Origin of the sequence: Pseudomonas sp. BNK-45, assembly GCF_047456255.1 — a bacterium.
Classification (GTDB): Bacteria; Pseudomonadota; Gammaproteobacteria; order Pseudomonadales; family Pseudomonadaceae; genus Aquipseudomonas.
Genome location: NZ_CP179909.1, coordinates 6160318 through 6185170, shown reverse-complemented (window position 1 = coordinate 6185170; position 24853 = coordinate 6160318). Strand labels below are relative to the sequence as shown.

24 protein-coding genes are annotated in these 24853 nt (G+C 63.0%); 7 read left to right on the top strand and 17 right to left on the bottom strand.

Annotation, left to right across the window (positions count from 1 at the left end):
• Positions 1-17: 17 nt before the first annotated feature.
• Positions 18-665: a pyridoxamine 5'-phosphate oxidase gene (gene pdxH / locus ACMGG8_RS28060; RefSeq protein ID WP_108544555.1), complete on the top strand. Its 648-nt coding sequence runs from the start codon at positions 18-20 to the stop codon at positions 663-665.
• A gap of 10 nt (positions 666-675) precedes the next feature.
• Here the strand turns inward: pdxH and ACMGG8_RS28055 are convergent, their stop codons facing one another.
• A complete protein-coding gene (locus ACMGG8_RS28055; RefSeq protein ID WP_016965080.1) occupies positions 676-912 on the bottom strand; it encodes a hypothetical protein in 237 nt (78 codons plus the stop codon).
• Positions 913-1086: 174 nt separating this feature from the next.
• On the opposite strand from ACMGG8_RS28055, the gene ACMGG8_RS28050 reads away from it, so the two are divergent.
• Complete coding sequence (locus tag ACMGG8_RS28050) at positions 1087-1551, top strand: glycine zipper 2TM domain-containing protein (RefSeq protein ID WP_016965081.1); 465 nt, start codon at positions 1087-1089, stop codon at positions 1549-1551.
• A gap of 78 nt (positions 1552-1629) precedes the next feature.
• On the opposite strand, the gene nhaA is transcribed toward ACMGG8_RS28050, so the two are convergent.
• Positions 1630-2817 carry a Na+/H+ antiporter NhaA gene (gene nhaA, locus ACMGG8_RS28045; RefSeq protein ID WP_060837851.1) on the bottom strand — a complete coding sequence of 396 codons (1188 nt, stop codon included), beginning with the start codon at positions 2815-2817 and terminating at the stop codon, positions 1630-1632.
• A gap of 322 nt (positions 2818-3139) precedes the next feature.
• Between nhaA and ACMGG8_RS28040 the strand changes: the two genes are divergently transcribed.
• The gene (locus ACMGG8_RS28040) at positions 3140-4234 is read left to right on the top strand and encodes a PLP-dependent cysteine synthase family protein (protein ID WP_060837852.1); all 1095 of its coding nucleotides are present in this window, start codon (positions 3140-3142) and stop codon (positions 4232-4234) included.
• 132 nt (positions 4235-4366) lie between these two features.
• On the opposite strand, the gene ACMGG8_RS28035 is transcribed toward ACMGG8_RS28040, so the two are convergent.
• The 3 genes from ACMGG8_RS28035 to ACMGG8_RS28025 form a co-directional block, all read right to left on the bottom strand.
• Positions 4367-5980 (bottom strand): NAD(P)/FAD-dependent oxidoreductase, encoded by a 1614-nt coding sequence (locus ACMGG8_RS28035; RefSeq protein ID WP_060837853.1) that lies wholly within the window; start codon positions 5978-5980, stop codon positions 4367-4369.
• A 112-nt stretch (positions 5981-6092) separates the two neighbouring features.
• On the bottom strand, positions 6093-6770 hold the full coding sequence (locus ACMGG8_RS28030; RefSeq protein WP_414159988.1) for a hypothetical protein: 678 nt from the start codon (positions 6768-6770) through the stop codon (positions 6093-6095).
• A 193-nt stretch (positions 6771-6963) separates the two neighbouring features.
• Positions 6964-7563: a short chain dehydrogenase gene (locus ACMGG8_RS28025; RefSeq protein ID WP_060837854.1), complete on the bottom strand. Its 600-nt coding sequence runs from the start codon at positions 7561-7563 to the stop codon at positions 6964-6966.
• 104 nt (positions 7564-7667) lie between these two features.
• Between ACMGG8_RS28025 and ACMGG8_RS28020 the strand changes: the two genes are divergently transcribed.
• Complete coding sequence (locus tag ACMGG8_RS28020; RefSeq protein ID WP_060837855.1) at positions 7668-8576, top strand: LysR family transcriptional regulator; 909 nt, start codon at positions 7668-7670, stop codon at positions 8574-8576.
• Between the two features lie 71 nt (positions 8577-8647).
• On the opposite strand, the gene ACMGG8_RS28015 is transcribed toward ACMGG8_RS28020, so the two are convergent.
• The 9 genes from ACMGG8_RS28015 to ACMGG8_RS27975 form a co-directional block, all read right to left on the bottom strand.
• On the bottom strand, positions 8648-9157 hold the full coding sequence (locus ACMGG8_RS28015) for a DoxX family protein (RefSeq protein ID WP_414158813.1): 510 nt from the start codon (positions 9155-9157) through the stop codon (positions 8648-8650).
• A gap of 2 nt (positions 9158-9159) precedes the next feature.
• Positions 9160-9930: a putative DNA-binding domain-containing protein gene (locus ACMGG8_RS28010; RefSeq protein WP_414158812.1), complete on the bottom strand. Its 771-nt coding sequence runs from the start codon at positions 9928-9930 to the stop codon at positions 9160-9162.
• Positions 9927-10817 carry a DUF692 domain-containing protein gene (locus ACMGG8_RS28005; protein ID WP_414158811.1) on the bottom strand — a complete coding sequence of 297 codons (891 nt, stop codon included), beginning with the start codon at positions 10815-10817 and terminating at the stop codon, positions 9927-9929. Before ACMGG8_RS28005 ends, ACMGG8_RS28010 begins: the two co-directional genes overlap by 4 nt.
• Positions 10818-10842: 25 nt before the next feature.
• Positions 10843-11145 carry a DUF2282 domain-containing protein gene (locus tag ACMGG8_RS28000; RefSeq protein WP_060837859.1) on the bottom strand — a complete coding sequence of 101 codons (303 nt, stop codon included), beginning with the start codon at positions 11143-11145 and terminating at the stop codon, positions 10843-10845.
• A gap of 155 nt (positions 11146-11300) precedes the next feature.
• The gene (locus tag ACMGG8_RS27995) at positions 11301-12002 is read right to left on the bottom strand and encodes an ABC transporter ATP-binding protein (RefSeq protein ID WP_016967589.1); all 702 of its coding nucleotides are present in this window, start codon (positions 12000-12002) and stop codon (positions 11301-11303) included.
• Positions 12003-12770: a high-affinity branched-chain amino acid ABC transporter ATP-binding protein LivG gene (livG, locus tag ACMGG8_RS27990; RefSeq protein WP_060837861.1), complete on the bottom strand. Its 768-nt coding sequence runs from the start codon at positions 12768-12770 to the stop codon at positions 12003-12005. It lies immediately after the preceding gene.
• On the bottom strand, positions 12767-14023 hold the full coding sequence (locus ACMGG8_RS27985; RefSeq protein ID WP_047302207.1) for a high-affinity branched-chain amino acid ABC transporter permease LivM: 1257 nt from the start codon (positions 14021-14023) through the stop codon (positions 12767-12769). The genes livG and ACMGG8_RS27985 overlap by 4 nt, the downstream gene beginning before the upstream one ends.
• Positions 14020-14943 carry a high-affinity branched-chain amino acid ABC transporter permease LivH gene (livH, locus tag ACMGG8_RS27980; RefSeq protein WP_025127777.1) on the bottom strand — a complete coding sequence of 308 codons (924 nt, stop codon included), beginning with the start codon at positions 14941-14943 and terminating at the stop codon, positions 14020-14022. Before livH ends, ACMGG8_RS27985 begins: the two co-directional genes overlap by 4 nt.
• Before the next feature lie 230 nt (positions 14944-15173).
• Positions 15174-16301: a branched-chain amino acid ABC transporter substrate-binding protein gene (locus ACMGG8_RS27975; RefSeq protein ID WP_060842659.1), complete on the bottom strand. Its 1128-nt coding sequence runs from the start codon at positions 16299-16301 to the stop codon at positions 15174-15176.
• Between the two features lie 340 nt (positions 16302-16641).
• Here ACMGG8_RS27975 and ACMGG8_RS27970 point away from each other — a divergent pair, with 340 nt between their 5' ends.
• Entirely contained in the window at positions 16642-16947 is a 306-nt protein-coding gene (locus ACMGG8_RS27970) for a DUF2288 domain-containing protein (RefSeq protein ID WP_060841883.1), read from the top strand.
• A gap of 253 nt (positions 16948-17200) precedes the next feature.
• Here the strand turns inward: ACMGG8_RS27970 and ACMGG8_RS27965 are convergent, their stop codons facing one another.
• On the bottom strand, positions 17201-19381 hold the full coding sequence (locus ACMGG8_RS27965; protein WP_060837863.1) for a hypothetical protein: 2181 nt from the start codon (positions 19379-19381) through the stop codon (positions 17201-17203).
• Between the two features lie 197 nt (positions 19382-19578).
• On the opposite strand from ACMGG8_RS27965, the gene ACMGG8_RS27960 reads away from it, so the two are divergent.
• The gene (locus ACMGG8_RS27960) at positions 19579-20475 is read left to right on the top strand and encodes an NAD(P)-dependent oxidoreductase (RefSeq protein WP_016967503.1); all 897 of its coding nucleotides are present in this window, start codon (positions 19579-19581) and stop codon (positions 20473-20475) included.
• On the opposite strand, the gene ACMGG8_RS27955 is transcribed toward ACMGG8_RS27960, so the two are convergent.
• Positions 20366-22642 (bottom strand): putative bifunctional diguanylate cyclase/phosphodiesterase, encoded by a 2277-nt coding sequence (locus ACMGG8_RS27955; RefSeq protein ID WP_060837865.1) that lies wholly within the window; start codon positions 22640-22642, stop codon positions 20366-20368. The two genes, ACMGG8_RS27960 and ACMGG8_RS27955, sit on opposite strands and share 110 nt — an antisense overlap.
• Positions 22643-22784: 142 nt before the next feature.
• Entirely contained in the window at positions 22785-23153 is a 369-nt protein-coding gene (locus ACMGG8_RS27950; RefSeq protein WP_047302217.1) for a YkgJ family cysteine cluster protein, read from the bottom strand.
• Positions 23154-23478: 325 nt separating this feature from the next.
• On the opposite strand from ACMGG8_RS27950, the gene ACMGG8_RS27945 reads away from it, so the two are divergent.
• Complete coding sequence (locus tag ACMGG8_RS27945) at positions 23479-24825, top strand: spinster family MFS transporter (protein ID WP_060837867.1); 1347 nt, start codon at positions 23479-23481, stop codon at positions 24823-24825.
• Positions 24826-24853 lie beyond the last annotated feature (28 nt).

Genomic DNA, 24853 nt, shown 5'->3' with positions numbered 1-24853 from the left:
AGGAAAAGGAAGCAGGCATGACGCAGTCTCTGGCTGATATGCGCCGCGATTACACCCGCGATGGTTTGTCCGAGGCCCAGGCCCCGGACGAACCCTTTGCGCTGTTCCACCAGTGGTTTGCCGATGCGGTGAAAACCGAGCAGCCCCCGGTCGAGGCCAATGCCATGACCCTGGCGACCGTCGATACCGACGGTCGTCCCCATTGCCGCATCCTGTTGCTCAAGGGGTTGGATGAACAAGGTTTTACCTTCTTCACCAACTATGAGAGCGCCAAGGGGCAGCAACTGGCTGCACGGCCCTTTGCCGCCATGACCTTCTTCTGGCCAACCCTGGAGCGTCAGGTGCGGATTGAAGGCCGGGTGGCCAAGGTCACGCCCGAGGAGTCCGATGCCTATTACCAGGTTCGTCCTCTGGGCAGCCGCCTGGGCGCCTGGGCGTCACCGCAAAGCCGGGTGATCGCTGATCGCGCCGAGTTGCAGGAACTGCTCAAGGCCACTGAGGCGCGCTTCAGCGACAGCCAGCCCGATTGCCCGGAACACTGGGGTGGTTATCGCTTGCTGCCAGAGCGTATCGAGTTCTGGCAAGGGCGTCCCAGTCGCCTGCATGATCGTTTGAACTATCGCCTGCAGGGCGAGCAGTGGGTTCGCGAACGTCTGGCTCCCTGAAGACTGCGGATCACTCGCCGGGATAACCGGCCGCGGCGGCTTCGAGCCATTGCGGCAGGTCCCGGCGTTTTACTTTCTGGCGTTGGGCCTCGGCCAGTTGTTGCAGCATGAATTGCTTCTTCTGTTCATCGCTCCCGGCCATGGACAGTGCCAGGTCCCGGTCTGTCCAGCGCTTGATGCGTACATACAGCCACCAGTGGAAGTACAGACCGGCGACGGTGGTCACGATGATGATGAAGTAATCCATGGAGAATCCTTTGTTCGGTGGCGCTCTGCGGCAAACTGGCGTCACCGTATTGAGAAGGTTTAGCGTTTATACAGTCTGTACTTCGGCTGAATGAAACCAATTTTATCCGGGCTGCGCCGTGACAGGCGTCAAGCTGCGGAGTCTAATGACCATCTGTCCTTTGGAGTTGATCCTATGCGTAAGTCTGTTTTGCTGGTTGCGTCTTTCACCGCGATGGCAACGTTGCTCGGCGGTTGTGCCTCTAACCTGACCGGTGACTCCTACTCCCGTGACGAAGCGCGTCGCGTGCAAACCGTGCGTATGGGCACCATCGAATCCCTGCGGCCGGTGAAAATCGAAGGCACCAAGACCCCAATCGGCGGCGCTGCTGGCGCTGTGATCGGCGGTGTGGGTGGCAGCGCCATCGGCGGCGGTCGTGGCAGCATCGTCACTGCGGTGATCGGCGCGGTAGCGGGTGGTCTGTTGGGTTCGGCCACTGAAGAAGGCCTGACCCGCACCCAGGGCGTCGAAATCACCGTGCGTGAAGACGACGGCAGCATGCGTGCCTATGTGCAGCAGGTGCAGGAAAACGAAGTGTTCCGGGTTGGCGATCGGGTACGCATCATGACCGTCAACGGTACCAGCCGCGTTACCCGCTGATACCTTTGCTGCAAAACAAAACCCCGGCCAGGCAACTGGTCGGGGTTTTGTGTTTTCAGGCTGGCCGATCCTGCTTGATCAGGAGCTCAGCGCCGTGTTCTTGCGGCTGGCGGCCGCGGTGACGGCGTAACCGATCAGCGCCGCCAGCAGCGAGCCGGTGAGAATCCCCATGCGGTCCATGCCCGCGTAGTCGCTGCTGCCGGGCTCAAAGGCCAGGGAACCGACGAACAGGCTCATGGTGAAGCCGATACCGCAGAGAATCGCCACCCCCAGGATCTGGCCCCAGTTGGCGCCGGCAGGCAGGGCCGTGAGTCCGCTCTTGACCGCCAGCCAGCTGAGGCCGAACACGCCGATTGTCTTGCCCAGCAGCAGGCCGATGGCGATGCCCATTGGCACATGGTGGGTGAAGCTCTCAAGGGTCACGCCGCTCAGGGACAGGCCGGCGTTGGCGAAGGCGAACAGTGGCAGGATGCCGAACGCCACCCAGGGATGCAGGGCGTGTTCCAGGGCCTGCGAGGGCGAGGGCTCGGCATTGCGGGTGCGCAGGGGAATGCAGAAGGCCAGGGTCACGCCGGCCAGGGTGGCATGGACGCCACTCTTGAGTACGCAAACCCAGAGAATCAAGCCGATGATCATGTACGGCCCGAGTTTCACCACCCCCATGCGGTTCATCGCCACCAGGGCGGCGATGCAGGCGGCCGCCAGCATCAGCGACAGGGTCGACAGGGCGCCGGAGTAGAAGATCGCGATGATCACGATGGCCCCCAGGTCATCGATGATCGCCAGGGTCATGAGGAACAGCTTGAGCGAGGTCGGCACCCGTTTGCCCAGCAGGGCCAGGACCCCCAGGGCGAAGGCGATGTCGGTGGCCGTCGGAATCGCCCAGCCATTGAGCGCCGCCGGATTGTCCCGGTTGAGAAACCAGTAGATCAGCGCCGGAACCAGCATGCCGCCAATGGCCGCCATGCCCGGCAGAACGATTTGCGAAGGTTTGGACAGTTGGCCTTCCAGAACTTCGCGCTTGACCTCAAGGCCGATCAGCAGGAAGAACAGCGCCATCAGGCCGTCGTTGATCCACAGCAGAAGCGGTTTGGCGATCTTCAGGGCGCCGATCTGGGCCACCACCGGGGTTTCCAGCAGACCGTTGTACAGCCAGGACAGTGGCGAGTTGTTGATGATGAGAGCCAGGATGGCAGCGGCGATCAATAACAGACCGCTGGCAGCTTCCATGGCAAAGAAACGAGTGAAAGTGCTACGCAGAGGCAAGGTCGCTCTCCATCTAAATCGAAAATAGGTGGCACACCCTAACCCGTGCAGTTAGTTGTTAAAACAAAAATTATATTCTTTTTTGTTATATGCAGAGGCTAAAGGGCCCGCTTAAAAATGCTCATTTGCAGTTGTGTTTCCAATTGCTTCTCAGCTGTACCTGTAAGCCCTGAAAGTTATTTCATAACATGTCTGATCCGGGGCGTTGCGGGCCGTTTTTCCTGGGGAAAGCGCCTGTCAGTCCCGGCTCCCCGGATCATCCAGCCCGGGGGCATTTCATCTTCTTGCGCCGGTACGGCGTTCGATCTGACGAGAATAGAACATGAGCGACAATCGCCAGTGGGCCCGTGAGGCCATCCGCATCATCGAAGCCGACTTCCAGCGCAGCGCCGACACCCATCTGATTCCATTGCCGCTGCCGGGGCAGCCGGGCATCGAGCTGTATTTCAAGGATGAATCCAGCCATCCCACCGGCAGTCTCAAGCATCGTCTGGCCCGCTCGCTGTTTCTCTACGCCCTGTGCAACGGCTGGCTCAAGCCCGGTGCGCCGGTGATCGAGGCGTCCAGCGGCTCGACGGCGATTTCCGAAGCCTATTTTGCCCGTCTCCTGGGCCTGCCTTTCATTGCCGTGATGCCCGCCAGCACTTCCCAGGAAAAGATCGCCCAGATCGCTTTCTATGGCGGCAAGAGCCATTTGGTACAGGATCCGACGCAGATCTATGCCGAGTCCGAGCGCTTGGCCCGTGAAAGTGGCGGTCACTTCATGGATCAGTTCACCTACGCCGAGCGCGCCACCGACTGGCGGGCCAACAACAACATCGCCGAATCGATCTTCCAGCAGTTGCGGTTCGAGCGTTACCCGGAGCCCAGCTGGCTGATCTCCAGCCCCGGCACCGGAGGCACCACCGCGACCCTGGGGCGTTACGTGCGTTACCGCCAGCACTGCACCCGGGTGCTGTGTGCCGACGCCGAGCGTTCGGTGTTCTTCGACTACTACCAGAGCGGCGATGCCAGCCTGCGCCTGGATTGCGGTTCGCGGATCGAAGGTATCGGCCGGCCGCGGGTCGAAGCTTCGTTCCTGCCCAAGGTGATCGACGCCATGGTCAAGGTGCCGGATGCCCTGTCCCTGGCAGCCATGCACTACCTGGCCCAGCGCCTGGGTCGGCGGGTCGGCGGTTCCAGTGGCACCAACCTGATCGGCGCATTGATGGCCGCCCAGCACATGGCCGCGGCCGGCGAAAGCGGTTCGATCGTGGCGATTCTCTGTGATGGCGGTGAGCGCTATGCGACCACTTACTACGATCAGCAGTGGCTGGCGGAGCAGGGGTATGAGTTGGATGCCTTGATCGACGCGGTAGCGGCCAGCGTCGAGCGTGGCGAGGCACTCCCCGCCAGCGTATTGCGCGCCGGCATCTGAATCTGTCGTAGGAGCCGGCTTGCCGGCGAACAGGCCCTTGAGCCTTGCACTGTCCTGGATGACATCTTCGCTGGCGAGCCAGCTCCTACGGCTGGCGGTAGGAGCCGGCTTGCCGGCGAAAGGGCCGCTGCGTCAGGCCTGGATGCCGAGGATGTCGCGGGCCACGGCTTCGGCAATGCGAATCCCGTCGACCCCGGCGGAGAGAATCCCCCCGGCATAACCGGCGCCTTCACCGGCCGGGTACAGCCCCTTCACATTCAGGCTCTGCATCGAGGCATCGCGGGTGATGCGCAATGGCGATGAGGTGCGGGTCTCGATACCGGTCAGCACCGCGTCGTGCAGGGAGTAGCCCTTGATCTGCCGCTCAAAGGCCGGCAGCGCTTCACGAATGGCCTCGATGGCGAAGTCCGGCAAGGCCAGGGCCAGGTCGCCCAGGCTCACGCCGGGCTTGTAGGAGGGCTCGACGCTGCCCAGGGCGGTGGTGGGTTTGCCGGCGATAAAGTCGCCCACCAGTTGTGCCGGGGCCTGATAGTTGCTGCCGCCCAGGACGAAGGCGTGGGATTCCAGACGCTCCTGCAGCTCGATACCCGCCAGCGGGCCACCCGGGTAATCCACTTCCGGAGTAATGCCGACCACGATGCCGGAGTTGGCGTTGCGCTCGTTGCGCGAGTACTGGCTCATGCCGTTGGTCACCACCCGGTTCGGCTCGGACGTGGCGGCCACCACGGTGCCGCCTGGGCACATGCAGAAGCTGTAGACCGAACGGCCGTTCTTGGCGTGGTGCACCAGCTTGTAGTCGGCGGCGCCGAGTTTCGGGTGGCCGGCGTACTTGCCCAGGCGCGCACTGTCGATCAGCGACTGCGGGTGCTCGATACGGAAACCCACCGAGAACGGCTTGGCCTCCATGTACACGCCACGGCTGTGGAGCATGCGGAAGGTGTCGCGGGCGCTGTGGCCCAGGGCCAGGATCACGTGCCGCGAATGCAGCTGTTCGCCGCTGGCCAGCTCCACGCCCTGCAATTGGCCGTCTTCGATCAACACGTCGGTAACCCGCTGCTCGAAGCGCACTTCACCGCCCAGGGCGATGATCTGCTGGCGCATGTTCTCCACCACACCGGTCAGGCGGAAGGTGCCGATGTGCGGCTTGCTGACGTAGAGGATCTCGTCCGGCGCACCGGCCTTGACGAACTCGTGGAGCACCTTGCGGCCGTGGTGCTGCGGGTCCTTGATCTGGCTGTAGAGCTTGCCGTCGGAGAAGGTCCCGGCACCGCCTTCGCCAAACTGCACGTTGGACTCGGGGTTGAGCACGCTCTTGCGCCACAGGCCCCAGGTGTCCTTGGTGCGCTGGCGCACTTCCTTGCCGCGTTCGAGGATGATCGGCTTGAAGCCCATCTGCGCCAGCAACAGGCCGGCGAAGATCCCGCAAGGGCCGAAACCCACCACGATCGGCCGTTCGCTCAGCTCTGCCGGGGCCTGGCCCACCACCTTGTAGCTGACATCCGGCGCCGGGTTGACGTTACGGTCGTCGGCGAACTTGAGCAGCAGGGGCGCTTCGTCGCGCACGCTGAGGTCGATGGTGTAGATGAAGCACAGCTCGGACGACTTCTTGCGTGCGTCGTAGCTGCGTTTGAACAAGGTGAAATCGAGCAGCTCATCGCTGGCGATTCCCAGGCGCTGCACGATAGCGGCGCGCAGGTCTTCATCGGGATGGTCGATCGGCAACTTGAGTTCGGTGATTCGTAACATGACAGGATCCGGGTAGGCGGTGCGCAACAGTGCGCCGGCTTGCTTTGCACAAACCGGCGATTATAAGCCGCAATCCTCCCTGGCCGTGAGGCTAAAACCGCTGCTCGTCGAATCAGTCGTTGCGCGAGCCGCCGAAATAGCCGCAACCGCGCTGCACCTGACCGTCCACCCGCAGTTCGGCACTGAGGTGCTGGACGCTGCCGGTCGTCGGGTCGACGCAACGCTGCGGCGCCACCCAGAGTTCCACGCGCTGGTGATTGGCTTCGCTGGTGAGGTTGAAACGGCCGTCGCCCAACTGTTCTTCCAGATAGGGCAGGGCCAGGGTCGGTTGGCCGGCGCGTTCGATCATCATGCCCTTGGCGCTGACATCGACGTTCCAGGCCGGGTTCTTGCTGCCGGCCCGCAGGATCAGGCGCTGGAAGTTCGGGTCGCCGCAGGCGCTGGCGGAGCGCTCGACGCGGTACAGCTGGCGCAGGTCCAGCTGGCCGTCGCTGCTGCCACTGGCGGAGAACTTGCCCCGCAGGTCGGCGAACAGCTTGCCCTGTTTCTCCGCCAGGGTGGCGGCCTCCTGCAGCACGCTGGTGCCGCCGCCGTCACTGACCACATAGCGGCGATCCTCGGTGCAGGGCTTGAACAGCAATTTGCCGTCCGCCGCACTGAGTTCACCCTGCATCCGGGTCAGCCCTGCCATGGAGGGGGGCTGGGGCTGTTGGTTGAACATCGGCAGCATCTGGCAGCCGGCAAACAGCGGCAACAGGGCGAAACAAAGCAGTGAACGGGCAGTGCGCATCATCGGGCCTCCAAGCGGAAGCCGACACGTTACGCAGCCCGCCCGGTCACCACAACCCCGGATTGAACGCCGCGGCGCCATCAACCGCAGGAGCCGGCTTGCCGGCGAAGAGGTCATGGAGCCTTGTGTGGTTCGGGAGGACGTCTTCGCTGGCAAGCCAGCTCCTACACAAGCCAGCCCCACTCAAGCGGGATCAGCCGACGCGGTAGGTCTGGCCGGTCTGCAGGCCTTCCACGCTCTTGGCGTAGGCCAGGGCCACGTCAGCCGCCGGCACCGGCTTGAAGCCACGGAAGTACGGGGCATAGCTGCCCATGGCTTCCTGCAGCACGTTGGGGCTGATCGAGTTGATCCGCAGGCCCCGCGGCAGTTCGATGGCGGCGGCGCGCACGAAGCTGTCGAGGGCGCCGTTGACCAGGGCCGCCGAGGCCCCGCTGCGGATCGGGTCGTGGCTCAAGATGCCGGTGGTGAAGGTGAAGGACGCGCCATCGTTGGCGTACTCGCGGCCGATCAGCAGCAGGTTGACCTGGCCCATCAGCTTGTCCTGCAGGCCCAGGCTGAAGTGCTCGGCGGTCATGTCCGCCAGGGGCGCGAAGGTGACGTTGCCGGCGGCGCAGACCAGCGCATCGAAGCGTCCGGTTTTTTCGAACAGGGCGCGAATCGACTGGGCATCACTGATGTCCACCTGGAAGTCGCCGCTGCTACGGCCGATCCGGATCACCTCGTGACGCTGGGACAGTTCCCGGTCAACCGCCGAACCAATGGTGCCGTTGGCACCGATCAAGAGAATCTTCATGGGGCGTTCCTCGATAAGGGGGGAAGAACTTGCAGTCTAGAGTGGTTTTTTTTGTGGATTAACGCGCTAATAGGCAACCTTTGGTTTTCAAATGGAAACAGTCCATGAGCGAGATGGATGACCTGGCGGCGTTTGCCGTGCTGGTGGAGGCGGGCAGCTTTACCCTGGCGGCCCAGCGCCTGGGTTGCAGCAAGGGCCAGTTGTCCAAGCGCCTCAGCGCCCTGGAGGCACGCTACGCCGTGGTGCTGTTGCAACGCACCACCCGGCGCCTGGACCTGACCGCCGCCGGCGCGGCGTTGCTGCCCCAGGCCCAGGCCCTGGTTGCCCAAGTGGAACGAGCGCATCAGGCCCTGGCGCGGCTCAAGGACGACATGGCCGGGCCCGTGCGCCTGACCGTGCCGGTGTCCTTGGGCGAAACCTTTTTCGACGGCCTGCTGCTGGAGTTCTCCCGGCACTACCCCCAGGTGCAGATCGAGCTGGACCTGAACAACAGCTACCGCGACCTGGCCCGGGAAGGCTTTGACCTGGCCGTGCGTTCCGAGGTGGCCAGCGACCAGCGCCTGGTGGCCCGGCCGCTGCTGGCCTGGCATGAAATGACCTGCGCCAGCCCGGCTTATCTGGAGCAATTCGGTGAGCCGCAGACTCCCGCGGAGCTGGCCGAGCATCGCTGCCTGCTCAACAGTCACTACAGTGGGCGGGAGGAGTGGCTCTATCACCAGCGTCACGAGCTGCTGCGGGTGCGGGTCTCCGGGCCCTTTGCCAGCAATCACTACAACCTGCTGAAGAAGGCCGCCCTGGTGGGGGCGGGAATAGCCCGGCTGCCGTCCTATGTGCTGCACAGCGAGCTGGCCGATGGCCGCTTGCGCTGGCTGTTGCGGGACTACCAGACCCGCAGCATGCCGATGTACCTGGTGCACCCCTATCAGGGCGGCCTGCCCAGGCGCACCCAGGTCCTGGCCGATTACCTGATGGACTGGTTCCGGCGCAGCGGTGAGGCGCTGGATCGTCTGTAGTCGCGGCCGGCGGGTTGCGAACTTGAATCGGTTCCAGGACCTTCGGCCCTGTTCGCAGACTGCGGCAGCGGCTACAGAGGACGGTGGTGAAAATGCCGGGCCAGCAGGTGGTCGAGGGAGAACACGCCCGGGCCACGGGCCATCAACAGCAGGAAGATCGCCACCCAGGTGCCGTGGGTCGGGTAGGCGTCGGGGTAGACGAAGAGCTGGATGGTCAGGGTCATCCCCAGCAGCGCCAGGGCGGAAAAGCGCGTGGCCAGTCCCAGCAGGATCAGCACCGGGAAAAAGTGCTCGGCGAAGGCCGCCAGGTGCGCCGCCACTTCCGGGCTCAGCAGGGGCACGTGGTATTCGCTCTGGAACAGGGGAAGGGTGGAGTCCGCCAGACGCGGCCAGCCCAGTTCGAAGGTTCCGGAGAACAGGTCTATGGCCAGCCCCTCGACCTTGGTCTGGCCGGATTTCCAGAACACCGCGGCAATGGAGAAACGCGCGATAAAGGCGATCAGGCTGTAGGGAATGCGCTCGAACCCTTGAATGATCCGGTGCAGCAGTCCGCTAACGGGGGCAGGTGTCTGGGTGTTCATGGTCAAGCCTTCTGGTGAGGTTGCAGGTCGATGAGGGCGCCGTGGGCCAGCAGCAGGCCCAGGCACTGGCCCAGGTCGAAGTCGGCCTGGGCGTCCAGGGCATGAGCGGCGGCGATTTCCAGCGGCCAGTGGTGGCGCAGGCTGTCGATGAAGGTGGCGCTGCCGGCGTCCAGCACCATCACCTGCACCTCCAGGGCGTTGCGCAGCACCAGGGCGTGCTGGCCCTGGTGCAGATCGAACGCCGGCCAGGCAGCATCGCTCTGGTGTGCGGCCCACAGGCTGACGATGGCGAAGGCCGAGTGCAGGGTGCGCAGTGATGGATGCAGCCGCAGGCAGAGCTGGCCGAGGCGATCGGGCTGGTTCATCGCCGCCAGCAACCGGGCCGGTGGCAGAGGTTCGGCGTCGGCGGCGTGATAAGCCTCGACCCGCAGCCGTTCCAGGCGCGCCATATCGGCCAGATAGGGCAGGGCCGCCGCCGGAGCGAAGCCCCGGATAAAGTCCGCCAGGTCCTGGCCGTAGTCGCCGAGCAACGGGCTGTGCGGGGGGAAATCCTGCACATACAGGCGGGCCATGGCACTGAAGAATGTCTGCCCCACCAGTTGCGTCACCACCGGGTAGGCTTCCGAGAGGGCGTTGATCAGCGAGCCTTGCACGTTGTTGCGATAGACCGCGAAGCGGCTGGCCGGATCGGCGCCGTTGCTGCTGCAAAGCCCCGCTGGGCAGGTGGCTTCGCTGCTCAATAGCGCCTGGGCGAAGAGGGCGTTGTTGCTCATGGCTGCACCTGCGCCCGGTGCAACAGCGCCTGTGCCTGCGCGGCCTCCCCCAGCAGGGTGGTGAGGCTCGGTACCTGATTGTCCCGTTCGATCAGGGTGGCCATGGGGCCGATCCGCTCCAGCACCTGCTGGTACAGGGCCCAGACTTCCCGGTCCACCGGGGCGCCGTGGTCATCGATCAACAGGCGGTCGCCGAGGCTGTCCCGGTCTTCGGCGAACCCGGCCAGATGAATCTCCCCCACCGCGTGCAGCGGCAGCGCCTGCAGGTAGGCCTGGGGATCGCGCTGGTGGTTGATGCACGAGACGTAGAGGTTGTTGACGTCCAGCAGCAGGCCGCAGCCGCTGCGCTGGATCACTTCGCGGATGAAGTCCGTCTCGTCCAGGGTCGAGCGTTGGAACTGCAGGTAGGTGGCGGGGTTTTCCAGGAGCATGGTTCGCCCCAGGTGATTCTGCAGTTGATCGATGTGTTCGCAGACTCGCTGCAGGGTCGGCCCATCGTAGGCCAGGGGCAGCAGGTCGTTGAGGAACACCGGGCCGTGGCTGGACCAGGCCAGGTGTTCGGAAAAGGACTGGGGTTGATAGCGTTCGACCAGGACCGCCAGGCGCTGCAGATGCGCGCTGTCCAGGGGGCCTTCGCCACCAATGGACAGGCCGACACCGTGCAGCGACAGCGGATACTCCTGGCGAATCAGCCCCAGGTAATGATGGAAGGGGCCGCCGGCCACCATGTAGTTCTCGGCGTGCACCTCGAAAAAGCCCAGGTCGGGCCGCTGTTCGAGAACCTCCTTGAAGTGTTCGCTCTTGAGCCCCAGGCCTGCGCGGGGCGGCAGGCTCGGGGCGCACGCCTGAATGTCGTGGCGGGGGCAGTGGTTCAGGGCGTTGTTCATCATCGACACTCAGGCTGATGCAGGATCAGGACTTGGCTTTGAAGGCTTCGAGCTGGCCGAAACCGGTGGGCGAGGTGCTGCTGGCGGTTTTTTCGCAAGTGCCCTTGGGCACCAGCTTCCAGGCGTTGGCCTGATCGTTGACCTTGGAAGTCCCGGCGCAGGTGGTGCCGGCGCCCGCGGCGCAATCGTTCTTGCCCTTCATGGCCACGCCGAAGCATTTCTCCATATCGCCGGCAGCCTGGGCGCTGGTGGACACCGCGGCGATGCTCAGGGCGGAACCCAGGGCCAGGACCAGGGCGGTGGCGGACAAGGTGCGAGTGGTGTTCATGGTGTTTCTCCGGATCGGGGTGGGTTTAAGAAAGCGTGTTTGCTTGCTTATCCCTCTAGAGAAGGCACCTGGGGATTTGTTACAGCCTGGGACGGAGTTTTTTATTCCGGAACAAAAAAACGGCCCCGAAGGGCCGTTTTCATTGACGCGCGGGCTTAGCCGCCCAGATAGGCTTCGCGCACCTTCGGATCGGTCAGCAGTGCCTCGCCGGTGCCTTGCATCACCACCCGGCCGTTTTCCAGCACATAGGCGCGGTCGGCGATCTTCAGCGCCTGGTTGGCGTTCTGCTCCACCAGGAACACCGTCACGCCGTCGCGGCGCAGCTGTTCGATGATGTCGAAGATCTGCTGAATGATGATCGGCGCCAGGCCCAGGGACGGCTCGTCCAGCAGCAACAGCTTGGGTTTGCTCATCAGCGCCCGGCCGATGGCGAGCATCTGCTGTTCGCCGCCGGACATGGTGCCGCCGCGCTGGGTGAAGCGCTCCTTGAGCCGTGGGAACAGCCCCAGGACCTTGTCCATCTGCTCCTGGTAGTCGCCCTTGTCGGTGAAGAACCCGCCCATGGCGAGGTTCTCCTCCACGGTCAGGCGGGCGAATACCCGGCGGCCCTCGGGCACCACGGCAATGCTCTTGCGCATGATCTGCGCCGAACTTTGCCCCACCAGCTCTTCACCCAGGTAACGGATGCTGCCGCTGTGGGCCTGCGGCGAACCGCAGAGGGTCATCAGCAGGGTGGATTTGCCGGCACCGTTGGCGCCGATCAGGGTGACGATTTCGCCCTGGCGGATCTCGACGTTGACGCTGTGCAACGCCTGGATCTTGCCGTAGAAGGTGGAAACGTTTTCGAACTGCAGCATTTACGCTTCCCCCAGGTAGGCTTTGATCACTTCGGGATTGTCGCGGATCTGTTCCGGCGTACCGTCGGCCAGGGGCGTGCCCTGGTTGATCACCACGATATGGTCGGAAATGCTCATGACCAGCTTCATGTCGTGCTCGATCAGCAGCACGGTGACGTTGTGCTCCTCACGCAGCACGCTGATCAGCGCTTTCAGGTCCTCGGTTTCCTTGGGGTTGAGGCCGGCGGCCGGCTCGTCGAGCATGAGGATCCGCGGACGGGTCATCATGCAGCGAGCGATTTCCAGGCGCCGTTGCTGACCGTAGGCCAGGGTGCCGGCGGGACGGTTGGCGAACTCCCGCAGGTTGACCTTGTCCAGCCAGTAGCCGGCGTATTCCATGGCCTCGCGCTCGCTCTTGCGGAACGCCGGGGTCTTGAACAGACCGGCCAGGAAGTTGGTGTTCAGGTGCCGATGCTGGGCGATCAACAGGTTCTCGACCGCCGTCATGTCCTTGAACAGCCGCACGTTCTGGAAGGTCCGCACCACGCCCTTGCGGGCGATCTTGTGGCCCGGCAGGCCTTCGATCGGCTCGCCGTCCAGGAGAATGCTGCCGGCGCTGGGCTGGTAGAAGCCGGTCAGGCAGTTGAACACCGTGGTCTTGCCGGCGCCGTTCGGGCCGATCAGCGCCACCACTTGTTTTTCCTTGACGGTCAGGGCCACGCCATTGACCGCCAGCAGGCCGCCGAAACGCATCGACAGGCCGGTTACTTTGAGGATCTCGCGGCTCATTTGCGCAGCTCCATGTGAGGACGTTGCATGGGCAGCAGACCTTGAGGACGCCAGATCATCATCAGCACCATCATGGCGCCGAACATCAACATCCGGTATTCGCTGAATTCACGCATCAGTTCAGGCAAGAGGATCATCACGATCGCCGCCAGGATCACCCCCAGCTGCGAGCCCATGCCACCCAGCACGACGATGGCGAGAATGATCGCCGACTCGATGAAGGTGAAGGACTCCGGGGTCACCAGGCCTTGGCGCGCGGCGAAGAAGCTGCCGGCAAAACCGGCGAACGCGGCGCCCAGGGTAAAGGCCGAGAGCTTGATCACGGTGGGGTTCAGGCCCAGGGCGCGGCAGGCGATCTCGTCTTCACGCAAGGCTTCCCAGGCGCGGCCAATCGGCATGCGCAGCAGGCGGTTGATGACGAACAGCGCTCCCAGCGCCAGCAGCAGGGCCACCAGGTAGAGGAAGATCACCTTGTTGATCGAGTTGTATTCCAGGCCGAAGAACTCGTGGAAGGTCTGCAGGCCTTCCGCCGCCTTGCGTTCGAAGGTCAGGCCGAAGAACGTCGGCTTCTCGATGTTGCTGATGCCGTTCGGGCCGCCGGTGAGATCGGTCATGTTGCGCAGCAGCAGACGGATGATCTCGCCGAAGCCCAGGGTCACGATGGCCAGGTAGTCGCCCCGCAGGCGCAGCACCGGGAACCCCAGCAGGAAGCCGAAGGTGGCCGCCATCATCCCGGCGATCGGCAGGCAGATCCAGAAGCTCAGGCCGAAGTAGTGCGACAGCAGCGCGTAGCTGTAGGCGCCGACGGCGTAGAAGCCCACGTAGCCCAGGTCCAGCAGGCCGGCCAGACCGACGACGATGTTCAGGCCCAGGCCCAGCATCACGTAGATCAGGATCAGCGTGGCGATGTCCACCGCGCCGCGGGAGCCGAAGAACGGCCAGATCAGGGCGCCGAGGATCAACGCCAGGATGATCCAGCGCTGAGTGCCGGGCAGGGTCAGGAAGTTGCTGGCCTTGGCCGGGATCAGCGGCATGCTGGGAGAGGACTTCCAGGCGGCGCTGATCTGGCTGTGGAACAGCACCCGCAGGAACATCAGCACCGAGCACACCGCGATGGTGGCGAGAATGGCCGGGCTGGTGTCGTGGACTTCCAGGTTGATGCCGACGATGGTCAGTTTCAGGCCCAGCACCGGGTAGGCGACGGCCCAGACCAACAGGGCGCTGAACAGCGCCGATTTAAGATTCCTAGTCATACTTTCTCAACCTCCGGACGGCCCAGAATGCCGGTCGGACGGAACAACAGCACCAGAACCAACAGGCCGAACGCCACGACATCCTTGTACTGGTCGCCGAACACGTCGGCGCCAAAGGCTTCGGCCACCCCCAGCACCAGCCCGCCGAGCATCGCGCCCGGGATACTGCCGATGCCGCCCAAGACCGCTGCGGTGAAGGCCTTGAGGCCCACCAGGAAACCGGCGTTGGGGTTGATCACACCGTATTGCATGCTCAGCAGCACGGCGGCGATAGCGGCCAGTGCGGCGCCGATCACGAAGGTCAGGGCGATGATGTTGTTGGTATTGATCCCCAGGAGGTTGGCCATCTTGATGTCCTCGGCGCAGGCGCGGCAGGCGCGTCCCAGGCGAGAACGGGAGATGAACAGCGTCAGACCGAGCATGGCCACCAGGGTCACCACGAATACCACGATCTGCATGTAGGAAATCAGCACTTCATGTGCGCCGCCTGGCCCGATGGAGAAGTTGCCCGGGATCAGGTTGGGAATGGATTTGTCCTTGGAGTCCTGCGCCAGCAGAACGGTGTTCTGCAGGAAGATCGACATGCCGATGGCCGAGATCAGCGGGATCAGGCGGTTACTGCCACGCAAGGGGCGGTAGGCGATCCGTTCGATGCTGTAGCCGTAGGCACTGGTGACGACGATGCTCGCGATGAAGGCTGCGGTCATCAACAGCGGGACACTGTCGAGTCCCATCATGGCCAGCCCGGCGATGGCGATGAACGCCACGTAGGAGCCGATCATGTACACCTCACCGTGGGCGAAGTTGATCATTCCAATGATGCCGTAGACCATCGTGTAGCCGATGGCGATCAGGGCATACGTGCTGCCAACGGTCAGACCGTTAACCAGCTGTTGGAAAAAGTGATAGATGTCAGGCATTACAACGCTCCTAAAAACCTGATACGCATTTCACTGGTGGAGTCATTTTCCCGCCCAGGCCCCGTGGATCTGCACCCACTTCGGGCTGGGTTTTGCCAGCGAACCGCTGATGACGGTTTTGAGATTTTCAGGTGGGCGGGATTCCGGATCACGGAATACAGGCCCATACATTCTTAAAACAAAGCCCACGGCGAGCCGTGGGCTTTATTGGCAGTCAGTCAGGCCGCGCCTTACTGAGGAGAAACTTCGGTTTTAGGTTTGCCGAAGTGCCACTCGTAGACCACGAATTTGAAGTCTTTCAAGTCGCCCTTGGCATCGAAGCTCAGGTCGCCGGTGGGGGTCTTGAAGGTGCCGGCGTGGATGGCTTCAGCCACCTTGGCCGAGTCTTCGCTCTTGGCGTTGGTAATGGCGCCAGCGATCACTTCAACGGCGGAGTAGGAAGGGAATACGAAAGGACCGCTCGGGTCTTCTTTCTTGGCCTTGAACGCGTCAGCCAGGGCGACGTTGGCCGGGTCCTGGTCGAAGGATTTCGGCAGGGTTACCAGCAGGCCTTCGGAAGCGTCCTTGGCGATCTGCGAAATGGAGTCGTTACCTACGCCTTCCGGACCCATGAACTTGGCCTTCAGGCCCTTTTCCTGGGCTTGACGCAGGATCAGGCCCAGCTCTGGGTGGTAGCCGCCGTAGTAGACGAAGTCGACGTTGGCTTGCTTGAGCTTGGCGATCAGCGAAGAGAAGTCCTTGTCGCCGGCGTTGATGCCTTCGAACACGGCCACTTTGGTGCCTTTCTTCTCCAGGGTCTGCTTCACGGCGGTGGCGATGCCTTCACCGTACTGCTGCTTGTCGTGGAGCACGGCGACGATCTTGGGCTTCACGTGATCGGCGATGTAGTTGCCGGCGGCCGGGCCCTGGGCGCTGTCCAGGCCGATGGTGCGGAACACCATCTTGTAACCACGGGCGGTGATGTCCGGGCTGGTGGCGGCGGGGGTGATCATCACCACGCCTTCGTCTTCGTAGATGTCGGAAGCGGGTTGAGTGGAGCTGGAGCACAGGTGGCCGACCACGAACTTGACGCCATCGTTGACCACTTTGTTGGCCACCGCCACGGCTTGTTTAGGGTCGCAGGCGTCATCGTATTCAACGGCTTCGAGCTTCTTGCCGTTGACGCCGCCCTTGGCGTTGATCTGTTCGATGGCCATTTTGGCGCCACTGAACTGCATGTCGCCGTATTGGGCTACCGGGCCGGTCTTGGGGCCGGCGATACCGATCTTGATGGTGTCAGCTGCGAACGAATGGCTGGCAACACCGGCCAGGACCATAGCGGCAAACAGTTTGGAAATCTGCTTAGTAGCCTTATTCATAGTGCTCCACTCTTACTGTTGTAATTTTTATAGTTCCGGCGGCCTTGGGTCGCAGAACCGAATCAGATATATCGCGAATATCCGTCGGAAATGCCCCTGGCAACTGTACCGGTACAGTGTAGAGCGCCGGTTGTTCGCTTGAAAAGCTGGCGGCTGGGGGCAAAAACGCGGAGTGTCGCTTAATTGAAAGAAAAAGACAGATTTGCGGCGTGGCTTGCGCCCGGTTTGGCGTCAGTCCCTGGCGCTTCTGAGCTTCTCGATCGGTGACGCATTTGCTTCTGGGTTTTTCTGCCAGAGCACCGACGTTATGATTGCGCCGATTTCATTTCTGGACAGTCCCATGACTCAAGAACCTAGCACCCTCTATGCCAAGCTGCTTGGTGAGACCGCATCTATCAGCTGGAAGGAACTGGAGCCGTTCTTCGCCAAGGGTGCCCTATTGTGGGTCGACGCCGAGCTGGATCTGATCGAGGCGGCCCAGGCGGTGGCGCAGAACGAGGCGCAAAAAGTCGCGGCCTGGCTGGCCGAAGGGAAGGTTGAAAAGCTGTCTGCGACGCGGGCGTCCGATCTGTTGGAACGTGATCCGCAGCTGTGGGCGGTGGTGGTTTCGCCGTGGATTCTGACCCAGGAAAGAGCAGCGCGCTGACGGCGTGCGCCGATTTGGTGCGACGTTTTGTCGGACAAAAGTGTGTAGCCGAGTAACCGTGAATTTCGTGATGGCACCTTGCCGTGGAGAAAGGCCCCACAAGGCTTTCAGCCAGGGTGACGTTCACGGAAGGGGCACAGTTTCAAGCCCATCCGACGAGCTGCTTAATTGTTTCGTGGTGTGAGCCAATAACCCATTCGCCGACAAGCCGGCTCCTGCAGGGCGCAGGAGCCGGCTTGTCGGTGCAGCCCGGTCAGTAGGCGGTCTTGCCCGTGTGGCTGTTGAGGGAGATGACCCGGGTCTTGCCGATGCGGTGACGGTAGATTTCCCGCAGGTACTTGATGGCCTTCTTCACGCAATCCCGAGACAGGCGGATGTCGTTGATCGAGACGAACTTGTCCTTGTCGTTGATCAGCTCGCGGTACTTCTTCTCGTACATCGGCTTGATCGCGTACCAGTTGGTATCGAGGATCTTCGCCGGGTTCTCGAATTCGTTGAGCAGATCGTCGATGCGGTCTTCGTCGAATTGCTCGCTGACGATGAAATCCAGCACCGAGTTGTCCAGGGTGTCGTCGAAACGGTACGGATTGCGCGCGAAGCAACGCTTGATAAAGGCCACGATCAGGGTCAGGAAGTCGTCCGACAGGCACGGGCTCTTGGCGATCAGGGTGGTCAGCGACAGGTTGGCCGAAGCGCCGATCACTAGCGCATAACGCTTGAGGGTGGTGTTGGGGAACAGGCTGTTGAGGTGGGTCTTGAGCCGGTTCAGGTCCATGTAGGACAGCTTGTAGTCCTTGGGCAGGGAGACGATCGACACCACCGACGAGCAGTTCTTGAAGAAGTGCAGGTCGTGCAGCGCCGCCGCGTCATAACCCGACGCCTTGTACTGCTCCAGGGCCGCGCGGTAGCGCTTGGACTCGATCGGCAGCAGGCTGATGCCCTCGATGGCCTGGGTCACCTTGTTGAAGTGCGGCAGGTCGATGGAGCGGAAGAACAGGTCGTCGATGTTCAGGCGCTGCGGCTCTTTCTCGAACACCTTGAACTTGTCGCCGGTGGGCACCGGCTGCTCCGGCACCACGGATTCGGCATAGGCGATCGCCACCGGGCCGGCCAGGCTCATGAACAGGTCGTTGGCGTCCAGGCGGATGGTCTCGCCGATGTCGATGCCGGCGCGCCGGAAGTAGTTCTGGTCGTAGTCGGTGGTCACCGCCTGGGCGGTGAGGATGTTGAAGATCTGCTGGGAGATGTACTGGTTGGCGTGCTTCTCCATGGCGTTGACGTCGATGTTCTGGATGTTGCCGTCATCGCTTTCTTCGGCGTAACGCATGATGTCGTTGGAGATCAGCATCATCGCGTTCCACGGGCGGATCCGCCCCATCACACTGGCTTCGCTGCTGTCTTCGTTGTCGAAGTTGTAGGAGAAGTCCCACTCTTCCGAAAGGTATTTGCACAGCAGGCGGCCTGCGTTGATATGCAGCGCCTCGGACATTTCGCTGCGATGGTCCGAGATGTTCGGCAGCACGCAGATGCCACTGGTGAAGATCGGCTCGAAGACGAAGGAGTGGCCGCTCTTGCTGTCGTGCTCGTCCATCGGCTTGGTGTCGAAGGTCTTGTTCATGTACGAGTACTGCTGGGCCAGGCCGAACTCCGAAGCCATGCCCGAACCGGTACCGCCGCCGGCACTGAAGATCGAGAAGTACAGGCGCGACTGGTTGGCCTTGATCCCGCAGGAATCGATCAGGTACGAGTGGATCATTTTCCAGTCGGGGCTGGAGAAACGCTGGGTGTCCTTGTTGAGGATGATCTTGGCCAGGTACTGGCCGAGGATCGGCGCGTTACCGGCGCCGCCGGCGTGGACTTCCGAGAGGTCCATGATCTTCATCTTGCTGTAGTCGCGGATGAAGCCGCTCTTTTCGCCCTTGCGCGAGAAGCGGATGCGCCCGGCGATGTCCTTGTCCAGGTCGCCGAGCATCACCAGCGGTTCCACCAGGAACACCGGCTTGCTGGCCTTGCTCTGGCCCAGGCGCAGGTTCTGGCGGATCCACTGCGCGGGGCTGTAGCCGCCTTCGTAGACCTTGTCTTCGTTATTGAATTCGTTGAGGTAGAACTTGCGGGCGTTGTACACCAGCTCCGCCACATCCAGGGCGATGTTGGAGCCGCAGCGGCCCAGGCCGATCAGGCACACCGAGGGGAATTCCTGGTCGCGGCGGTTTTCCTGCTCGTCTTCCAGGTGCGGTGGACGCGGAAACACGGAATCGCGCAGGCCGTCGAGGTTGTCGAGGATGCGGTCGGTGTTGGTTTCGGTGAAGTACAGGTACTGCTGGGTCGACAGGGGGCGTGAACTGGACAATGGCTTCGTATCTGAGTGGCTTGATGTGGGGGAGGTCAGCGTCATCTCGGAGACTGCGTTGGCAGGATTGTTTTTAGAAGTCATTGTGCGCCATATGCCTGGTCTGGTTGGCTCGAGACGAGGTGTCAGCGAACCATCACGGAATGGGACCTCGTCGCTGCGTGGAGCGCGAATTTTGCCCAAGGCGTCAGGGTATTTACTGAGCGTCGCTCGGGGGAATCCTTTCCTGAATCATGATGAATCGGCCAGTATTCGATGATCTTTAATCAAATGGGGGCAATATGATGTCAGCGTTACCTTCACTCGGGTTTGCCGGGATCGGCCTGATGGGGCTGCCCATGTGCCGCCGGCTGCTGGCTGCGGGCTATGAGCTGACGGTGTGGAACCGCAATCCGCAGAAATGCGCGCCCCTGGTGGCCGCCGGGGCGCGACAAGTGGCCACACCGGCGCAGCTGTGCGAACACGCCGATCTGGTACTGCTGTGCCTGGCCAATACCGACGTGGTGCGCGAAGTGGTGTTTGGCGTTGATGGCGTTGCCCAGGGCGCCCGGGCCGGGCAACTGCTTCTGGACCTGTCCAGCCTGGAGCCCAGCGCCACCCGGGACATGGCCGCGGCGCTGGCTCGCGACACCGGCATGACCTGGGTCGACGCCCCGGTTTCCGGCGGCACCCCCGGCGCCGAGTCCGGCAGCCTGGCGATCATGGTCGGCGGCGAGGCGGCGGACATCGAACGGGTGCGCCCGGTGCTTCTGACCCTGGGGCAGCGGGTCACCCATATGGGCGCGGTGGGCGCCGGTCAGGTGACCAAGGCCTGCAACCAGATGATCGTCGCCTGCAACGCCCTGGTGATTGCCGAAGTGGTGGCCCTGGCGGAACGTTCGGGGGTGGATGCCAAGCTGATCGCCGAGGCCCTGGCCGGCGGCTTTGCCGATTCGAAACCCTTGCAGATTCTCGCTCCGCAAATGGCCGAGAGCCGCTTCGAACCGGTGAAGTGGCATGTGCGGACCCTGCTCAAGGACCTGGACGGCGCGGTGAAATTGTCCCGGGAGCAGGGCTCGGCGACCCCGATCAGCGGATTAGCTGCACAGTTGATGCGCCTGCATGGAGCGCAGGGCTACCTGGAGCAGGATCCGGCGACCCTGATCCGCCTGTACCGGGATCCGACAGGGCTGGATTGAGCCGCTCCTGGCGCTGGTCCAGTTCATCCAGCACCCGGTGCAGATCCTGCAGCGGCACCGGGCGGCTGAGCAGGTAGCCCTGCAGGTAGTCGCAGCCGTAGCGTTCTAGGAAGCGCTGTTGCTCCAGGGTTTCCACCCCCTCGGTGACCACCTGCAGGTGCAGGGTGTGGGCCATGACGATGATCGCCTGCACGATCTCCATGTCCTGGGTTGAATGGGGGATGTCCTGAATGAACGAGCGATCGATCTTCAGGGTGTTGAGCGGCAGGCGCTTGAGGTAGGCCAGGGACGAATAGCCCGTGCCGAAGTCGTCGATCGACAGCGACACCCCCAGCCTGCGGATCTGCTGGAGCAGCGCCAGGGTGCTGGCGATGTTGCCCATCAGGGCGTTCTCCGTGACCTCCAGCTCCAGGCGCTGCGGCGCCACCCGGGCATCGCGCAGGGCGCTTTCGATCTCCGTGGCCAGGGCCTCGCGCGTCAGGTTCAGGGCCGAGCAGTTGACCGCGATCTTCAGCTCGCCGCGCCCCTGTTGCGAGAGCTGGCCCAGGTCCTGGCAGGCCTTGCGCAGTACCCAGTTGTCCAGTTCGGCGATCATGCCGTTGGCTTCGGCGATGTTGATGAAACGATCCGGGGTCAGCAGCCCGTGTTGCGGGTGTTGCCAGCGGATCAGGGCTTCGAGCTTGGTGACCCTGGCGCGCTTGAGGTCGTAGATCGGCTGGTAGTGCAGCAGCAGCCCTTGATCGTCGCGCAGGGCGTTGCGCAGTTCCTCTTCCAGCTGCAGCTCCAGGGTGGCCCGGGTCTTGAGGCTGGTGTTGAAGAAGTGCAGGGTATTGCGCCCGGAGTCCTTGGATTGATACAGCGCCAGGTCGGCGTTTTTCAGCAGCTCCTCGCAGGTCTTGCCGTCATCGGGGAAGACGCTGATGCCGATACTGGTGGTCATCACCATGCGCCGGCCGCCGAGTTCGATCGGCTCCTTCATCTTGTGCATGATGCGCTGGGCCATGTGCCGCGCCTCATCGCGCTCGTGGAGAGTGATGAGAATGCAGAACTCGTCGCCGCCGAGGCGGGCCACCACGTCTTCATGGCTGCGGGTGGAGCTCTTGATATGCCCGGCGATGACCTTGAGCAACTCGTCGCCGGCGTCGTGGCCCAGGCTGTCGTTGATGCGCTTGAAATGGTCGATGTCGAGGAACATCACCGCCAGCATGCCGCCGTAGCGGGTCTTCTCCATGAGCTTTTCCGCAAACAGCTGGTTGAAGCCGCGGCGGTTGATCAGGTTGGTCAGGGCGTCGTAGTGGGCCACCTGCTGCAGTGACATCCGGGCCTGGTCCAGTTGCGAGAGCAAGGCGTTGACCCGGTGCAGGTCGCGTTCCTTGTGCTGCAGTTTCTTGTCCGCCAGGGCTGCGCTGAGGCCGCTGCCGATGATCAGCAGGATGATCACGCTGAGGGTCAGGCCCAGTTGCAGGTGCTCGTTGGGAATGGCCGGGACGACCGCGCTGCCGGCGGGCAAGACCAGGGTCATGGACCACATGCCGGTGAAGTGCATCAGCACGATGCCGCCGCCCAGCAACAGGCTGCTGGCGTACTTGAGCAGTTGATGGAACATCCCGCTGCCATCGCGCAGGTGTCGGGACAGCAGCAGCGCCGCCAGGCTGCAAGCGATCGCCAGCAGCAGCGACAGACCCATGAGCAGCGGCTGGTAATACAGGCCGGCGCTGGAGCGCATGGCCGAGACGCCGACGTAGTGCATGCCGCTGATGCCCAGGCCGATCCATATCGCGGCAATGACGCAGCGCCACAACGGCAATTGCTTGTGGCTCAAGGTGTTCATCGCCAGCCAGGCGGCAATCAGGGCGATGAGCAGGGACAGCAGGGTCGGTGGCAGGGCGTAGTGGATCTTCAGCGGTGCTTCGAACGCCAGCATGGCGATGAAGTGCATGGTCCAGATACCCCCGGCCAGGCAGCAGGCGCCGACACAGCGCCACAGGCGTTGGCTGGACGGTTGCTCCACGTGACTGATGCGCTCGGCCATGTCCAGGGTCGCGAAGCTGGCGGCACAGGCTACCAGGTAGGCCAGCAGCACCAGGACCGGGTTGTGAGTGCCGTGCAGGACCACCTGCCCACTGTCAGGAAGCTCGCTGATGAAATGCAGACCCAGCCAGTCCATAGCATGCCCATCTCTGAGTCATAGGATGTCGGCGGAGCCGCGCGCCAACGAGTGCTTGGAGTATAGAAGGCACCCGCTGGCTGCAATGGGAGGTGGCATTTTGGTGCCAATGATTTGCTTATGGGCGCTATCGCCAATGGTGCTAAGCGCTTTTCTCGAACCAGGGTTCGTGGTCGATGGGGTCCAGTGGCGCGAGGCCGAAGGCCGCGCGGGCGGCGTCGCAATCGCTGTTGTGCTGGCCGTCGGCCCAGGACGCTTCGAACTCCCGGCACGGGCTGGAGCGTTGTTCATAAATCGAGCAGCTCACGCGCTGGCCGACCTCGCCTTCAAGGGCGATGCAGCGCGGCGACTTGCAGTCGGTGCCGAGCATGGCCACCCGCGTGGGATTGATGCTCTGCACCAGATCGTCGGGGACCGTACCACCGGATGAGGCGCATTCGCCCCAGAAAAAAGACACACGAAAGTATGAACAGCAGGCACCGCAATTCAGACACGGACTGGCTTCGGACATGGGCGTATTCAAAGGGAAAGGGAAGGGTAAAGGGGGCAGGCAGGCGGCTATTCTAGGCTTCCCATTGGCCATGGGAAGGGGGGGCGCGAGGTATTTTTTCAACCTCGGCCAAGCCCTTGAAAAGACTGGGAAACGCCCGGGTAGCGGGGGCTGTGGCGGATTGGCCGATGCCGGGGTCGGCGCCTTGAGGCCGGGCCCGGACGCCGGGCTGCGATGGGTCGATATCAGGCTGGCGAATAATCACAGACAGCGGCACCGGGCCTGACTAGATTGCAGCTTCCAGGCTCGTCTGCGTCTGGCCGAATAACAATAAAGAGATCGACCCATGGATAACTCGACTCAAGCGGCAAATGCCTGGCGCATTCTGTTCCTGTTGTTTTTGGCAAACCTGTTCAACTTCTTCGATCGCACCATCCCCGCCATCATCATCGAGCCGATCCGCATGGAATGGCACTTGAGCGATTTTCAGCTGGGGATCATCGGCACCGCCTTCACCATCGTCTACGCCATCGCCGGCCTGCCCCTGGGGCGCCTGGCCGATACCGGCTCGCGCAGCAAGCTGATGGGCTGGGGGCTGGCGGTGTGGAGCGGGCTGACCGCAGTGAACGGCATGGTCGGCAGTTTCTGGAGCTTCTTGCTGGTGCGCATGGGGGTCGGCATCGGCGAAGCCAGCTATGCGCCGGCGGCCAACTCGCTGATTGGCGACCTGTTTCCGGCCCATCGTCGGGCCCGGGCCATGGGCATCTTCATGCTTGGCCTGCCCCTGGGGCTGGTGCTGGCATTCTTCACCATCGGCGCCATGGTCAAGGCCTTCGACAGCTGGCGGGCGCCGTTCTTCATTGCCGCGGTGCCGGGGCTGGTGCTGGCGGTGTTCATGTTCTTCATCAAGGAGCCCAAGCGCGGCGCTGCGGAAACGGTGAAGGTGGCGCAAGTGCCTATCGACCGACCGATCCGCCGGGTGCTGGCGATACCGACCTTTCTCTGGCTGACCCTGGCCGGGCTGACCTTCAACTTCGCCACCTACGCCTGCAACTCGTTCCTGGTGCCGATGCTCCAGCGTTACTTCCTCATGCCCTTGCAGGAGGCGGCGATGGCCACCGGGCTGATCGTCGGTGTCACCGGGTTGGTGGGGCTGACCCTGGGCGGCTGGTTCGCCGACAAGATCCATCAGCGGATCGCCAACGGTCGCCTGCTGTTCGCCGCCTGCAGCCTGATCATTTCGACCCTGGCCACCGGCTGGGCGCTGCATGCCGGGCGAGTCGAGATCGGGGTGTTTGTCGCGGTCTTCAGTGTCGGCTGGCTGTTTGCCTACAACTTCTACACCTGCGTCTACACCGCCCTGCAGGATGTGGTCGAGCCGCGCTTGCGGGCCACCGCCATGGCCCTGTTCTTCGCCGGCCTGTACTTGCTCGGTGGTGGCCTGGGGCCGGTGGTGGTCGGTGCGCTGTCGGACCATTTCGCCCACTCGGCGATGTACGCCGCCGGCGCGCAGCTGATGACCGAGGAGTTCAAGGCCATCGGCCTGCACGACGCCATGTACCTGATTCCGGTGGCGCTGTTCCTGACCCTGCTGTTTCTGTTTCAGGCCGCCCGCTGCTTTGTCGGCGACTCCCAGCGCATGAAGGACGGCTTGGCGCTGGCCGCGCCCGGGGCGCCGGCGCTGGCGGTCTGAGCCTGGGTGCCGCCCCATCTGCAGGAGC

Excerpts from the sequence above, each read along its gene's own strand:
- ACMGG8_RS28030 (WP_414159988.1), bottom strand. The coding sequence starts at position 6,770 with ATGCGCACTGCCCGTTCACTGCTTTGTTTCGCCCTGTTGCCGCTGTTT.
- livG (WP_060837861.1), bottom strand. The coding sequence starts at position 12,770 with ATGAGCCGCGAGATCCTCAAAGTAACCGGCCTGTCGATGCGTTTCGGC.
- pdxH (WP_108544555.1), top strand. The coding sequence starts at position 18 with ATGACGCAGTCTCTGGCTGATATGCGCCGCGATTACACCCGCGATGGT.
- livH (WP_025127777.1), bottom strand. The coding sequence starts at position 14,943 with ATGCCTGACATCTATCACTTTTTCCAACAGCTGGTTAACGGTCTGACC.
- ACMGG8_RS27955 (WP_060837865.1), bottom strand. The coding sequence starts at position 22,642 with ATGGACTGGCTGGGTCTGCATTTCATCAGCGAGCTTCCTGACAGTGGG.
- ACMGG8_RS28050 (WP_016965081.1), top strand. The coding sequence starts at position 1,087 with ATGCGTAAGTCTGTTTTGCTGGTTGCGTCTTTCACCGCGATGGCAACG.
- ACMGG8_RS28055 (WP_016965080.1), bottom strand. The coding sequence starts at position 912 with ATGGATTACTTCATCATCATCGTGACCACCGTCGCCGGTCTGTACTTC.
- ACMGG8_RS28040 (WP_060837852.1), top strand. The coding sequence starts at position 3,140 with ATGAGCGACAATCGCCAGTGGGCCCGTGAGGCCATCCGCATCATCGAA.
- ACMGG8_RS28020 (WP_060837855.1), top strand. The coding sequence starts at position 7,668 with ATGAGCGAGATGGATGACCTGGCGGCGTTTGCCGTGCTGGTGGAGGCG.
- ACMGG8_RS28025 (WP_060837854.1), bottom strand. The coding sequence starts at position 7,563 with ATGAAGATTCTCTTGATCGGTGCCAACGGCACCATTGGTTCGGCGGTT.
- ACMGG8_RS27965 (WP_060837863.1), bottom strand. The coding sequence starts at position 19,381 with ATGACTTCTAAAAACAATCCTGCCAACGCAGTCTCCGAGATGACGCTG.
- ACMGG8_RS27950 (WP_047302217.1), bottom strand. The coding sequence starts at position 23,153 with ATGTCCGAAGCCAGTCCGTGTCTGAATTGCGGTGCCTGCTGTTCATAC.
- ACMGG8_RS27995 (WP_016967589.1), bottom strand. The coding sequence starts at position 12,002 with ATGCTGCAGTTCGAAAACGTTTCCACCTTCTACGGCAAGATCCAGGCG.
- ACMGG8_RS27945 (WP_060837867.1), top strand. The coding sequence starts at position 23,479 with ATGGATAACTCGACTCAAGCGGCAAATGCCTGGCGCATTCTGTTCCTG.
- ACMGG8_RS28010 (WP_414158812.1), bottom strand. The coding sequence starts at position 9,930 with ATGAGCAACAACGCCCTCTTCGCCCAGGCGCTATTGAGCAGCGAAGCC.
- ACMGG8_RS27985 (WP_047302207.1), bottom strand. The coding sequence starts at position 14,023 with ATGACTAGGAATCTTAAATCGGCGCTGTTCAGCGCCCTGTTGGTCTGG.
- ACMGG8_RS27975 (WP_060842659.1), bottom strand. The coding sequence starts at position 16,301 with ATGAATAAGGCTACTAAGCAGATTTCCAAACTGTTTGCCGCTATGGTC.
- ACMGG8_RS28000 (WP_060837859.1), bottom strand. The coding sequence starts at position 11,145 with ATGAACACCACTCGCACCTTGTCCGCCACCGCCCTGGTCCTGGCCCTG.
- ACMGG8_RS27960 (WP_016967503.1), top strand. The coding sequence starts at position 19,579 with ATGATGTCAGCGTTACCTTCACTCGGGTTTGCCGGGATCGGCCTGATG.
- ACMGG8_RS28015 (WP_414158813.1), bottom strand. The coding sequence starts at position 9,157 with ATGAACACCCAGACACCTGCCCCCGTTAGCGGACTGCTGCACCGGATC.
- ACMGG8_RS28005 (WP_414158811.1), bottom strand. The coding sequence starts at position 10,817 with ATGAACAACGCCCTGAACCACTGCCCCCGCCACGACATTCAGGCGTGC.
- ACMGG8_RS27970 (WP_060841883.1), top strand. The coding sequence starts at position 16,642 with ATGACTCAAGAACCTAGCACCCTCTATGCCAAGCTGCTTGGTGAGACC.
- ACMGG8_RS28035 (WP_060837853.1), bottom strand. The coding sequence starts at position 5,980 with ATGTTACGAATCACCGAACTCAAGTTGCCGATCGACCATCCCGATGAA.